The sequence below is a fragment of the Streptomyces lunaelactis genome (assembly GCF_003054555.1).
Lineage (GTDB): Bacteria > Actinomycetota > Actinomycetes > Streptomycetales > Streptomycetaceae > Streptomyces > Streptomyces lunaelactis.
This window is the reverse complement of sequence record NZ_CP026304.1, coordinates 209,309-221,419: the sequence shown is the minus strand read 5'-3', so window position 1 is coordinate 221,419 and position 12,111 is coordinate 209,309. Positions and strand designations below refer to the sequence as shown.

Below are 12,111 nucleotides of genomic sequence, written 5' to 3'. Positions count from 1 at the left end.
GCGCTCCAAGGTGCGGGCGGTGAGGGCGTGGATCCGCACAGCGCAGGGCGAATCTGCGTCGCTCATGGGGTCGGTCAGCGAACGTCCCGCGTCTGCCAGCCGGGACTTTGGACAGACCGGGAAGGGCGTCCATGCCGAGGTGTTCGGGGAGTAGTGCTTTGAGGCCGCGGCTGTCGATGAGTTCCATGCGGCCGGTGCGCGGGGCGAAGCCATGGCTGTTTCCCCAACCAGGCAGTGGTGATGAGGATGCCTTTGGCTGCGGCTCTGCCGTGCATGACGCCGACCAGCGCACGGACGGCTTCGGTGGGCACGTTGTTGCGGGTGTGTTTGGCCTGGATGATGCACAGGCCGCCGATGATGGGTCCTCGTTGGCTAACGTCCACGCCGTCGTCGCAGGAGGCTTGTGTGACCCAGGCTTTGAGTCCGTTCTCCCCGAACAACCGGCGAATGAGGCGCTCGAAGGCGATGGGGTCGAGAGCGACGAGTCTGGCCGACTGTCGAGGCCTGCGACGACGTCGACCTCAGGGGCGAACGGGACAACCCTGGGCATCTTCGTATGCTGACCGCCGTGGGTAGATCAGCTCTTGTCAAGATGCACGAAATACCCGGGGATTCTATCTTGGATGTGAACCTGCGATCGCTCCAAGGAGTCTCTGTATTCGGGGGCACATATGTCTTGGTGGAGAGAAAATCCGGGGCAATGGCTCCGAACCAAGGTCCCAAGGCCCTGCATGGGCGGATACTGGTGGCTGTGTGGGTTCGTACTCATGACGCTCGTGGCCCTTTGGGGCGTGGCGGCATTTTGGCGAAATTCCGGAAACGGGAAAGACCACTTCTGGCTGACGGCACTATGGATTCTGAATCCTTTTCGTTTCTTCATCATTGGAATTGCCGCCGTTGGGGCTGTCTACTGCTTTCGCAGATTCAAGATTAGTCGCAGGATAGTAACTCCTGGCCCAATTGCTGTCCCCACGTTCAGCAGCGGGAATGCTGACCCGGAGATTGAAGTGGACAACTTGACAACCGCCTTTCGGGAGGCTCTGGCTGAAGTTAGCTTGGAAGCACCTTCCCCGATTCCTGGAGGGGCACAGCAGATCGACTTTGTGGAGGTCTTGCGCAGTCCCACGCTGGACGCAGGTAGCGCGCCTGCCAGCGTGGCAACCATTCTGGGCAACCTCCTGAGCGCGACCCACGTCAGTTACTCCTATCAAGTCAATGGTGCGCTTTATAGGAGCACGGAAAACGGCTGCAGTGTAACGGTTCAGGTCATCATACTGCCTAAATGGGCTAGTCAATCAATCACGTGCACAGAGCCGAAATTCGAGGATGCGATACAGCGTGCCGCGTGCGAGGTCTGCGCCTTCATTCTCCCGTTGACGAAGCTGGTTGAAAAACCTCCCTGGGCAGCCTGGCGCAGTCTGGCCATCCCGCACGGATTGTTCAGTGATATACAGGAGGCACAGAAGCACAAGTTCTCCAGACGCTACGATGAGGCTCTTGGGAAGTACTTCGATGCGATGGAGCAAGACCCTCACAACCCATTCATCCGGCTCGAGGTCGGCCTTATCCAGGAACAGCTTGGTCTGCATCTCGATGCACTCATGACGTATGAGGGTGTCATTAAACTAGGGTTGAATAAAGATCTGGGGCGCCTAGCGTGGGTAAAAGGGACGCCAGCCTATTTTCGCAAAAATGGTGCCCACAAAGAGTGGAAGGCTCGCTGGCTCAAGTCGATCTCGGCCGTTCTCTCGACCTTGTCGGCGATCTCCTTGACGCGTGCTCGACGCGGGTCCTGGCCGGGGAAGTGCTCCTCCGTCAAGGCCACCAATTGGGGAAGCATCGCCTTGACGTCCGCGGCGGACGCCAGCCAGATGATGAGGTTCTGGGCGGCGTCGACGTGCGACTGAGCCACTCCGAGATGCGCCGCTCCCCTCATGGCCGGGTGAGCGGAGTGCTCGAGGGCTTTACGGGCTTCTGACAGCTCGTGGAGTGCCTTCTCCCTGAATGTCGGCGCAACCTCGGACTGCTCAGGCTCAGCAGCCGCGCGCTGGGCTAGGACATCGAGGATCGCCTCCAGCTCGCTGATCCTTGCCCGGAGTCCCTCTTTCTGTTCCCACGGGCCCAGTTCAGCGGCAGCCCATCTGCGCTTTCCCAGCCACCCACGCTCTTCAGCCATGCCCTGACTATGGCCCGCAAGACTTCTGCCGGCTGCTTGACACGCAGCCTGTGACTCCGGTCCATGCCGATGCGCGATATCCATTTGGAGCCGCAGCACCGCGCACTGCTCGCAGACGAGAGTCTCTACTGAGGGGCCTCGCGTTTTCCGGACAGGTGTCTGACCGTCTATTTCACGCGGCGATTCGCAACTTCTCGTATTCGGCGTGGACTTCGCGTGGAGGGCGGTAACCCACCGCCGAGTGGAGGCGTTTGCGATTATACCAGAATTCGATGTAGCGAGTGATGTCCTGCCGGGCGGCCTCGCGGGTCAGGTAAGTCACCCTTGATACACGCTCGTTCTTCAGGGAGCCGAAGAATGATTCGGCCATGGCGTTGTCGAAACAGATCCCGGTGCGGCCGGAAGATCTGCGGAGCCCGAACCGGTCGAGCGTCTTCCCGAATTCGGCTGACATGTAGTTGCTTCCGCGGTCGGAGTGAAATATCGCGCCGGCCGAGAGGTTCCTGTTCCGTGCCGCGTTGCGGATCGCCCTGGATATCAGTGGGTTTGGTAGTGGTCGTCCATCGCGTAACCGATGACTTCCTTCGTGCAGCAGTCGATGACCGTTGCGAGGTACAGCCAGCCTTCCCCGGTCGCGATGTAGGTAATGTCGCCGACGAGTTTTTCGCCGGGTGTGTCAGCGGTGAAGTTGCGGCCGACGAGGTCCGGCACCTGGCCGACTGTGGCCTGGGTGAGGCTGAACCTCTTCGGCCGCGGCTGGCAGGGCTCAAGGCCCAGCTCGCGCATGAGCCGGCGGACCAGTTCCAGGCCGGTGGTGATGTCCCAGCGGTCCAGCTGTGCCTGGATGCGCCGGTGGCCGTAGGTGCCGTCGGACATGTCGAAGGCTTTCTCGATGAGCAGTTTCAGTTCGTCGCGCCGTTGGGCCGTCGCGGATTCCGGGCGGGATCGCCAGTCGTAGTAGCCGGATCTGGATACGCCGAGTCGGCCGCACATGAACTCGACGCTGTATGCGTACTCCTCGGTGTCGAGCCGCATCTCGTCGATGAACTCGTACTTGCTTGCTACCGGGGATCCTTCGCGAAGTACGCTGCGGCTTTTTTCAGGAAGGTAACTTCCATCTCCAGCTCGCGGTTGCGTCGTTCGAGTTCCTTCAGACGCGCCCGCTCGTTCACCGTCAGTTCCGCGTCGGGAGCCGGTTCCTGCTGCTTCTGGTGCTTCTTGACCCAGCCGCGTAGCGTCTCCGGGTTCAGCTCAAGCTCCCGGGCGACTTCGGAGATCGTCTTGCTTGACCTCAACGCGATCTGGACGGCTTCCTCGCGGAACTCCGGCGAGTACTTGCTGGGTGGCGCCACTTCTTCCTCGTTTCCTGTTCAGGACAACCCTATTGGGTCCCTGTCCGGAAACTTCGTGGCCCCTCAAGATCCGTACTCGCGGAAGTGCTCGGCAACGGTCGAAGCTGGGTGGACGAAGTATCCGTGCTCGACATCAGGCATGGAAACTTCACAAATCACCCAGTAGAGGGTGGTTAGGTCGGACGGGATCGGAGTCAGATCCACGAGTGCATCCGTCGCCCCGTGGCTCTCATCCGTTGCGAGGATGACGGCGTTCTCGCCAGGTGGGAAACCATGCGTCTTCAGAAACGACGACATCAAAGCCCCGAGCTCTGCAGAAGTCTGCTCGCACCAGCCTCGCACCCACTCTGAGTCGAGCCGCTCACCAGGCACGTTCATCCTCCTCGGCACACCTCCAGCTCGGTGTTCGCGAGCCTCGAAGAACCTATCGAAGGACACGTCACGGACGTGTTTGTCCGGTCTCGTTGAATCTGCTCCGGGGCCAACCCGGTGACCTGGGCGGAGCAGTTGGAGTGAGACGGTCCACTTCGGGGCCGTGTCATCGAACCTGCTCCGTCCGGGCCGTTCTCGTCGTCCGTCTCATCGAACCTGCTCCATTCCGGCTGTCCTGCTCCGCGCGGTCGTTGTCGTCTGCCACGACAACGTCAGTGGGCTCTGCCGTCAAACGTCAGTCACGCTGCCCTGTGTCAGAAGACATCGAAGCGTCGCGGACCATGCGGAAGCTGTGGAGGACGTCTTCGGTGAGCCTGTCGCAGATCTCGGCGGCAACCGCCCGGGCCTGCCGATCGTCCTGAGCTGCATGACCACGCCGCCATTACCCTCGCCTTCCGCCCCGCACTGGCCGCACTGTGGTGAGGGTGCGGCCACGGCCGATCCGGTCGGCTGCCTTGGCCGGCAGGTTCCAGGAGAGTCGCTCTGCCTGGCACACCTCGCACCCGCCGCCCGGGCCAGATACCTGGCGACGCTGTCCCCGGGCAGTGACATCGACCACCGCGGCACCACTTTCGCCGAGTCCCTGCTGTCCCAGCTTCTCGCCGCTCTCCGCGATCCGACTTCCCACCGCCCCCACCTCGGCAGCGCCCAGTTCCACGACGTGACGTTCTCCGCCGACGCTTGGTTCCACGGCGTGACGTTCTCCGCCGACGCGGGGTTCTCCCGCGCGACGTTCTCTGGCCCCGCCCGGTTCGACCGCGCGACGTTCTCCGGCACCGCCCAGTTCGACCGCGCGACGTTCTCAGACACCGCTTGGTTCGATGGCGCGAGGTTCTCCGGCCCCGCCCGGTTCGACCGCGCGAGGTTCTCCGGCCCCGCTTCACGACCACCGGCTCCTCCTCGCCGTCGCCGTCGATCTCCTCACTGTGGCCGCGCGGCACCGGCCGGTGGGCGCCTTCCCGCTCCACCCACTGCGCGAGGGCCAGCACGCCACGCTGGAACGCCACCCCGTCCCCACCCTGAACCTCGATAGGGGAGTGTTCACGACAGCGCGATGACTAGCGTGGCGGCCGTCCGGCCAGCACCAGAGACGCGAAAGAACCCTGTGCGAAATCCCTTCGCTCGGGGTGCTCTTGGCGTCTTACAGTGAAGGTCGCCGGGTGGAGCAGGTCGGTAGCTCGCTGGGCTCATAACCCAGAGGTCTTCTCTGAACTAACTAGGGGTCCCGGTGGACCGGGGCCCCGCGGCGCGGGCCACGACGAGGAGGAAGAGTCCGCAGGCCGACACGAGCAGCCATCCCGGACGGGTCTCGGCGGCGAGGCTGACGGGGCCGGCGCCCGCGACCAGGCCGCCGGCGACGGCGATGCCGACCGCCGCACCGACCTGGCGCGCGGTGGAGGTGATCGCCCCCGCCACTCCGGCCCGGGACGGCGGCAGACCGCTGACCGCGGTGTTGGTCAGGGGGGCGTTGGCGAAGCCGAACCCGATGCCGATCAGCAGGAAGGCGAGGAGGATCAGCGACACGCTCGTGTCCTGGTCCAGGTTTACCAGGCACAGACCACCGGCCGCGGTGAATCCGCCCGCGAGGATCAGCGGACGGCGCGGTCCGAGACGACCCACCAGGGTGCCGGACCAGGGCGCGCACAGAGTGGCCCCGAGCGCCATGGGCAGGGTCGCGGCGCCGGTCGCGAGCGGTGTCCAGCCACGGGTGTGCTGGAGGTAGAAGGTGTTGAGCAGGAGGGTCACGTTCAGCGCGACGAATACCGCCGTCGCGCCGAGCACCGCCGTGACGAACGGCGGTCGGCGGAAGAGGCCGAGGTCCATCAGGGGTTCGCCGCGGCGCAGCTCGACGAGGACGAAGCCGGCCGTGGCCGCCGCGGTCAGGGCGTAACCGGCAAGGGCCGCGGGCGACGTCCAGCCGATGCGGGGTCCTTCGATGAGGATTCCGACAGAGAGGCAGAGGACCACGGTGAGGAGCACCTGGCCGGGCAGGTCGAGGCGCCGGGCGCGCTCCCCGCGGGACTCCGGCACGAACACGGCGACCAGGACGAGAGCGGCGACGACCACCGGCGCGTTGATCCAGAACACCGACCGCCAGCCGAACGCGGCGATGAGCGCCCCGCCGGTGACCGGGCCCGCCGCCATGCTGAGCCCGAAGACCGAGGCCCACACCCCGATCGCGCGGGCCCGTTCCCGTGGGTCGGGCATCGCGTTCACCACGATCGCCAGGGCTACCGGACTCAGCATCGAGGCCCCGATCCCCTGGACGGCCCGGGCGGCGACGAGCACGCCGAGGGACGGGGCGAGGGCGCACGCGAGGGACGTCAGGCCGAAGACGAGCAGTCCGCACTGGAAGACCCGACGGCGCCCGAAACGGTCCGCGAGGGCGCCGGAGACGATGAGCAGGCTGGCCATGACCACGGTGTAGGCGTCGACGACCCACTCGAGACCACGCGTGCCCACATCGAGGCCTCGCCCGATCTCGGGCAGCCCCACGTTGACGATGGTGGTGTCCACACCGACCAGGAACATGCTGAGCGCGCAGACCGCCAGCACCGTCCAGCGCCGGCGCGCGCTCAGCGGGGAGGGTGGAGCGGCAAGGGATTTCGTGAGCACGGGAGTTCCCCCTTCGACGAGATCGGACGCCGCCCAGAGTCGGGCGGGGGGAGGGCCCAGGACCAGGAACTTTGCGAAGACCGCAAAATGGCCGTATGGACGCCGAACTCGCGGAACTCCTCGACAGCATCGGGCCACGGCTGCGCGCCCTGCGGCGCGACCGCGGCCTCACCCTCGAAACCCTCGCGGAGGACACCGGGATCTCCGTGAGCACGCTGTCGCGCCTGGAGTCGGGCCGGCGGCGTCCGACGCTCGACCTCCTCATTCCGCTCGCCAGGGCGCACCGCGTCGCGCTGGACCAGCTGGTGGCGGCCCCGGCCACCGGTGATCCGCGGGTCCACCTGACACCGCGGAGCCGGGAGCGGGGAAGCGTCCTCGTCCCGCTGACGCAGTACCCGGGCCGGGTCCAGGTCTTCAAGCAGGTCCTCGCGTACCGCGAACCGAGACTGGTGACCCACTCCGGTTACGAATGGCTCTACGTGCTCGCCGGGGAGCTCCGCCTCATCCTCGGGGAGCGCGAGGTCACCCTCCGGCCGGGCGAGGTGGCCGAGTTCGACACCGGCGAACCGCACTGGTTCGGCCCCGCCGGCCGCGAAGCGGTGGAGATCCTGCACCTGTTCGGCCCCCACGGGGACCAGGCCGTCATCCGTACCGGCCAGACGACGAGCGGCTGAGGGGAGCGCCCCGGCGGGGGGGCGTAGCAGGCCCGTTCCCAGCAGTACTGGGACTTGTCCGGCCGACCAGTCGAAGCAGGCACGTGATCGACCGGACACGTCCTAGAAGGCTTCGCCCGTCCAAGCCTTCTAGCGATCTGGCGATCGCCCCCGTGTCGTGTGACACGGGGGCAGAGCGCGGTCCCGTCAGGCTGTGTTGGTGGCGAAGCTGGTGCGGACAGCAACCTGACTGAAGCTCGGGATCCCCATGAACACCGGCGATCGGCACTGGATTGACCACCGGCCCGGCGCCGAACCGCGCATGAAACGCATAGAAGCCGCTGATTACGCTGAGACTGTGGTTGATCGTGCTCGGTGCGTACCCCTCCCGGAGCGATGGCTTGCCAGTCTTGAGATTCACCGACCCCGGAGGTGGAGATGCGCCGTTCCGCTTGCGGAGCCGCTGCGGGTTGCGCGCTTCCCGCAGCCATCCGACCAGCGCCGCGACCTCGGCCTCCGTGGCCCTGTCCCAGGAGATTTGCAGAAACCAGAGCAGCCGGTGCCACCGCAACAGCCCGAACCCGTAGCTTCGGCAGGTCAGCGGGCTGACGTCCCCCAGCTTCAGATCCCTCAGGTAGGCACTGACCGGCTCGACCTCGCAGCCGTCAGCGTCCACCAGGACGAACGGAAGGTCTCTCGTCGTCCCGGCGGCCACGGCGCCGACTTCGGGAAGCGAGCGCTTCCCCTCCATCAGGGCACGTCGTACGTCGTCCACCACACCACACTCCTGGAAAGGCCAGGCGATCCGCCCGGTTCACGATCGGGACATGGTGCAGTTAACAGGTCGCCACCACCGCAGCAGGTCGTTCCCGTACGAGTACAGCGTGGTCGCGGGGCTGTCGGCGGCGAGCAGGTCCTTGAAGTAGATCGCGACCGGTTCGACACGCTGCCCCACGGGATCGATCAACCGATACGGCTCCCACGCGTCTCCTGTCTCCTCCAACCGTCCGATCTCGGGCAGTACAAAGTTCTTCAGATCCCGTTCAAGGGCAGTTGTTCCACTCACCGCCGGAACTTAACAGAAGGCCCTCTGACCTGCGAAAACGTGCGAGTTGGTTCGGTCAATACACCGCAGGTTCGAATCCTGCCGCCCTTGCCGCTACAGCTCGACGAGGACGATCCCGTCCACCTTCTCGACGATCTCGGGCGGCGGGTTCCCGGCAAGGGATCGTTCTACGTAGTCCGGCAGCTCTGTGCACAGTCCTCGGAGAGTGTGCTCGAAGTACGGCACGGTGAAGTGTCCGCGCAGATCGGGCACTTCGCGGAAGACGCTCGCGGTACCCGAGTCGACCGGCGTCGCCCCTACCGCAATGGCGAATTGCCCCATCGCCATGCGGCCCACGATGTCGAAGATGTGACGGGCTACCTTTCGTGCGCCGACCTGGTCCGTGTCGAGGAACTCGCGCAGCCGGGGATCGGCGTCGCCCAGGTCGAGCGCACGGTAGAGGTTGCTCCTGCCGTAGGCGCCGGGTGCGGTGACTTCGATCAGCGGCTTCGCCCACTGGCAGAACACCTCAACTGCGCTGCGGTCCGGTTGCCACGGCGCTGGCTCGGCGAACGGGATCTCCCGCTCCGCCACCAGCGCCGGTACCAGCGTCACCGCTGCCCCGTCCCGCTCCCCGCATGGTGTGCGGCCCGCGTGCGGCGACGTGCAACCCATTTGGGCCCGATAGTCCCGGTCACCGGCGTACAGCATGAACCCGGCCGGGATCCGGAGAACGTCGGCGGTTTCGAACAGGCTCCGCAGCTGTTCTCCGGTGTTGCGGGGGTGTTGGAAGCCGATCCGCCACTTCCTGCCGTTGCGCTTGATGCTCTTCGCCTGGATAAGACAGCCGTAGCACTCGCCAGAGCGGTCCACCCACCACCAGATGTAGTCCGCGCCGACGCGGCCCTCCTGCTGCTTGTTGAACCGCGCGTACCTCACTTCGGGCACGACGGACAAGCACAGCCGCTGGGTGATGTACTCCTCCTCCCACCCTCCCTCAAGGGCGAGGAGCTGGCTCATCTCCTTCTCCACCTGCGCGGTTGCCCGAAGGAACGCCTCGTGCACGGCGGAGAATCCGCCCGCTCTCATGTCATCCGTCATGCTGCTCCCCGACCCGCGTCTACTCCAGACCGAACTGGTTGACGATGCCCGCGCGCAGCTCCTCGGCCACGCTGCGGAGCACGTCCGCGTCCGCGGTCGCCGGAATCTCCGACGTGGCCGGCAGCAGGCGCGGTGGCCGCCGAGCGTGGTCCGGAATGGTGACGAAGCTGCCCATCTCCGTGGTCACGGCCACGAAAGGTTGGCGGTAGTCGGGCGGTGCGACAACGAGGGCCGTCACGTCCGAGGCACTGTCGTCCAGCAGGGCTCGGCGGAACTCGGCTGCGAGAGCCACCGCGTCGAACGCAGCTGAGGTCACCACGTCGATGCGTACCGGGCAGGTGATGTTGGTCCCCTCGAGGCGTTCGAGGGCCTTCCAGGACAAGTCGGCTGCCAGCACGGTCGTTCCGTCGTGGTGGAGCTCGACGTACACCGGACGGCCGCTGATGCTGTCGGAGGCCGTGAGGGTGTTACTGATGACCCACCGGCGCAGCCCACGGCGGGGTGTGGGGTTGACCGATCGGAGGACCGGCGCCATGGCGCTGGCATTGCCCTTTAGCTCAACGGATGTGCGCAGCCCGGCTTCGACGACGTGCAGGGCGGCGCTGCGGTCGAGCGGCGGGACCATCCGGGGCAGCGGGCGCTGTGGCCTGGAGGCGATGACGATCCAGACGGCCTGGGACGCGTGCAGGCCGATGTCGGCCGCGTACCGCAGGTGTTCCTGCAGTTCCGCCTCTGCGCCCGCCTGGCGGGCGAAGCGGTCCTGGTAGGCCCGGGCGATCAGATGCTCGGGCATCCAGTCCGTGTGGGAGCCGTCGCGGTAGGGCGCTACGGCAGCCTGCTGGGCCTTGTCCTTGGCGGCGGTGCCGTAGACCAGGTGCGGCGCCGTCTCGCTGGCCGGCACGTCGACGAGGAGGACACTCTGGCTGGCGTCGTCGGACGTCAGCGTCAGGAACGAGAGTCCGGAGACGTACGGCTGGACGTGGTTGCGGACCCACTGCCCCAGCTGCTGCTCGTTGACCTGCTGCGGGTTGATGCCGGTCATCCGCACATCGTTGCTGACGCCGTAGATGAGAAGTCCGCCGCGCGTATTCGCCATCGCGGCCACGTCCTTGGCGAACTCATTCCAGCGGCCGTCCTGGGGCGGCTGCGGGAGAGCTTCCTTCCAGTCGAGGTCGTCGGTTTCCTCGAGACGATCCGCGACGGCCTTGGCCACCATGTCGAAGGTGATCGCGCCGGGCGGAACGCCCAGATGCGCGTGCAGTCGAGTCCAAGAGCGAGCCATCGCCTCAGCTTAGGGAGGGCAGGCTGGCGAGTCTGCCGAACATACGTCCTGGGCTGTTGTCGGCACCCCTGGCCGCGCTCCCGCAACCGAACGCAACCGACCTAGCCATGTCGGTCGGAGCGCAGACACCAGGTCCCTGCCAGCAAGATCAATCGCAGCGTTATCCGCTGAACCGCTGGTACTACCGACGCTCCGTGCACCAGATTCACCGAGCCCGCGGAAAACATGAAGCAGACGCCGCCGAAGAGCGTGTCCGGGCGCTGGCCGGCTGAGCCGTGGTGGTAGGCCACTTCGGCACTGGTGAGCCATTCGCGGGCAGTGTTCAGGTTCTCCGCCTCGCCTCGAACGAACTCCAGGGCCCGGTGCGGCAGCACTCCGGCCGCGGTGAGCAATGCGCCATGGAGTCTGTCCAGTGCGGCGTACCGCTCGTCGAATGCTCGACCACGTTCGATGCGAACGCGGTCGCCAACTGACCGGTCTGGACGCCGAAGGCCGGGTCCGAGAAGTTCTCCATGAACGAGGCCGGCCGCAGGATCGTCGCGGGGATGCCGATCGCGAGTATGTGCTTTTCGATCTCCCACTTGCTTTCGAAAGCGCGGACCCCAGCGCTGCGTTCGGCACCCGCGACCGACGCGTAGACCAGATGCTCCACTCCTCCGGCCAGCGCCGCATCTGCCACGTTCCTGCCCCGCCGGACCTCCTCCTCGAAGCCGACCGGTTGTATCCCGAGCGCGCCTTGCTGCACGCTGAAGACGCCGTAAGCGCCCTTGACGGCGGCATCGAGTGACGCCCTGTCGTCCAGGTCGCCCGCCACGATCTCGGCGCCGGCAGCGGCGAGTGCGTGGGCGGCCCGGCCGGCGGGGTCGCGGGTGAGCGCCCGCACGCTCCAACCGTCCGCCAAGAGCCGCCTCGCGGCCGCACCACCCTGATTGCCCGTTGCCCCTGTCACCAAGATGGTCATGCTGGTCCTTTCGGACATGACATCTCCTGCCTTGAATCGTTCGGTGCCTGCCGGGTCAGTGGGTGAAGGCGGCGCCGATGGCGTGGCTGTCCTCGTACATGCGGTAGTTGTGGATCTTTCCGTCGGCCACGGTGAAGTGCAGTGCGAAGTGGTTCGTGAAGGTCTTGCCGGTGGCCAGCACACCGAAGCGGTTGTGGCCGATGACGACGGCTTCCCCTCCCTCGACCACGGTCGTGTGGATGAGGTACTCCTGTGGGGGCGTCAGTACCTCGGGGAACGTCGCGAAGAACGCGGCGATCTCATCCTTCGAGTTGCGCGTACCAGCCCAGGGCACGTTGTCAGCCCCGCCGACGTGGAAGGACACGTCATCGGCGAACAGGTCGAGAACACCGGTCATATCGCCGGAACCGAACCGGGCGAAGAAAGTGTCGACGACCTCGCGGGTGGCGGTCGAGGCGTCGGTGGTGGTGCTGTTCATGGTGGGTCATCCGTT

11 protein-coding genes and 1 pseudogene are annotated in these 12,111 nt (G+C 65.9%); 3 read left to right on the top strand and 9 right to left on the bottom strand.

Going from position 1 to position 12,111, the window contains the following annotated elements:
• Window positions 1-74: 74 nt before the first annotated feature.
• On the bottom strand, window positions 75-440 hold the full coding sequence (locus SLUN_RS42235) for a restriction endonuclease (RefSeq protein WP_159100114.1): 366 nt from the start codon (window positions 438-440) through the stop codon (window positions 75-77).
• 327 nt (window positions 441-767) lie between these two features.
• Here SLUN_RS42235 and SLUN_RS39180 point away from each other — a divergent pair, with 327 nt between their 5' ends.
• On the top strand, window positions 768-1,907 hold the full coding sequence (locus SLUN_RS39180) for a hypothetical protein (RefSeq protein WP_159100113.1): 1,140 nt from the start codon (window positions 768-770) through the stop codon (window positions 1,905-1,907).
• 441 nt (window positions 1,908-2,348) lie between these two features.
• Here the strand turns inward: SLUN_RS39180 and SLUN_RS01040 are convergent.
• Both SLUN_RS01040 and SLUN_RS01035 read right to left on the bottom strand, forming a co-directional pair.
• A pseudogene (locus SLUN_RS01040) lies at window positions 2,349-3,528 on the bottom strand (IS3 family transposase).
• Between the two features lie 63 nt (window positions 3,529-3,591).
• Window positions 3,592-3,906, bottom strand: a complete 315-nt coding sequence (locus SLUN_RS01035) for a hypothetical protein (RefSeq protein ID WP_108146737.1) — start codon at window positions 3,904-3,906, stop codon at window positions 3,592-3,594.
• 421 nt (window positions 3,907-4,327) lie between these two features.
• On the opposite strand from SLUN_RS01035, the gene SLUN_RS01030 reads away from it, so the two are divergent.
• On the top strand, window positions 4,328-4,993 hold the full coding sequence (locus SLUN_RS01030; protein WP_108154437.1) for a pentapeptide repeat-containing protein: 666 nt from the start codon (window positions 4,328-4,330) through the stop codon (window positions 4,991-4,993).
• 179 nt (window positions 4,994-5,172) lie between these two features.
• On the opposite strand, the gene SLUN_RS01025 is transcribed toward SLUN_RS01030, so the two are convergent.
• Window positions 5,173-6,576 (bottom strand): MFS transporter, encoded by a 1,404-nt coding sequence (locus SLUN_RS01025; protein WP_108146736.1) that lies wholly within the window; start codon window positions 6,574-6,576, stop codon window positions 5,173-5,175.
• A 95-nt stretch (window positions 6,577-6,671) separates the two neighbouring features.
• Between SLUN_RS01025 and SLUN_RS01020 the strand changes: the two genes are divergently transcribed.
• Window positions 6,672-7,250: a helix-turn-helix transcriptional regulator gene (locus SLUN_RS01020; protein ID WP_108146735.1), complete on the top strand. Its 579-nt coding sequence runs from the start codon at window positions 6,672-6,674 to the stop codon at window positions 7,248-7,250.
• Between the two features lie 793 nt (window positions 7,251-8,043).
• On the opposite strand, the gene SLUN_RS39175 is transcribed toward SLUN_RS01020, so the two are convergent.
• From SLUN_RS39175 to SLUN_RS00995, 5 genes are all read right to left on the bottom strand, one after another.
• Complete coding sequence (locus SLUN_RS39175) at window positions 8,044-8,295, bottom strand: hypothetical protein (RefSeq protein ID WP_159100112.1); 252 nt, start codon at window positions 8,293-8,295, stop codon at window positions 8,044-8,046.
• A 93-nt stretch (window positions 8,296-8,388) separates the two neighbouring features.
• Complete coding sequence (locus SLUN_RS01010) at window positions 8,389-9,375, bottom strand: DUF6615 family protein (protein ID WP_108146734.1); 987 nt, start codon at window positions 9,373-9,375, stop codon at window positions 8,389-8,391.
• Window positions 9,376-9,394: 19 nt separating this feature from the next.
• Complete coding sequence (locus SLUN_RS01005; RefSeq protein ID WP_108146733.1) at window positions 9,395-10,657, bottom strand: AlbA family DNA-binding domain-containing protein; 1,263 nt, start codon at window positions 10,655-10,657, stop codon at window positions 9,395-9,397.
• Window positions 10,658-10,979: 322 nt separating this feature from the next.
• Window positions 10,980-11,618, bottom strand: a complete 639-nt coding sequence (locus tag SLUN_RS01000) for an NmrA family NAD(P)-binding protein (RefSeq protein WP_246340749.1) — start codon at window positions 11,616-11,618, stop codon at window positions 10,980-10,982.
• A gap of 55 nt (window positions 11,619-11,673) precedes the next feature.
• Window positions 11,674-12,096, bottom strand: coding sequence for a nuclear transport factor 2 family protein (locus SLUN_RS00995; protein WP_108146731.1), 423 nt, complete (start codon window positions 12,094-12,096; stop codon window positions 11,674-11,676).
• Between the last annotated feature and the right edge of the window lie 15 nt (window positions 12,097-12,111).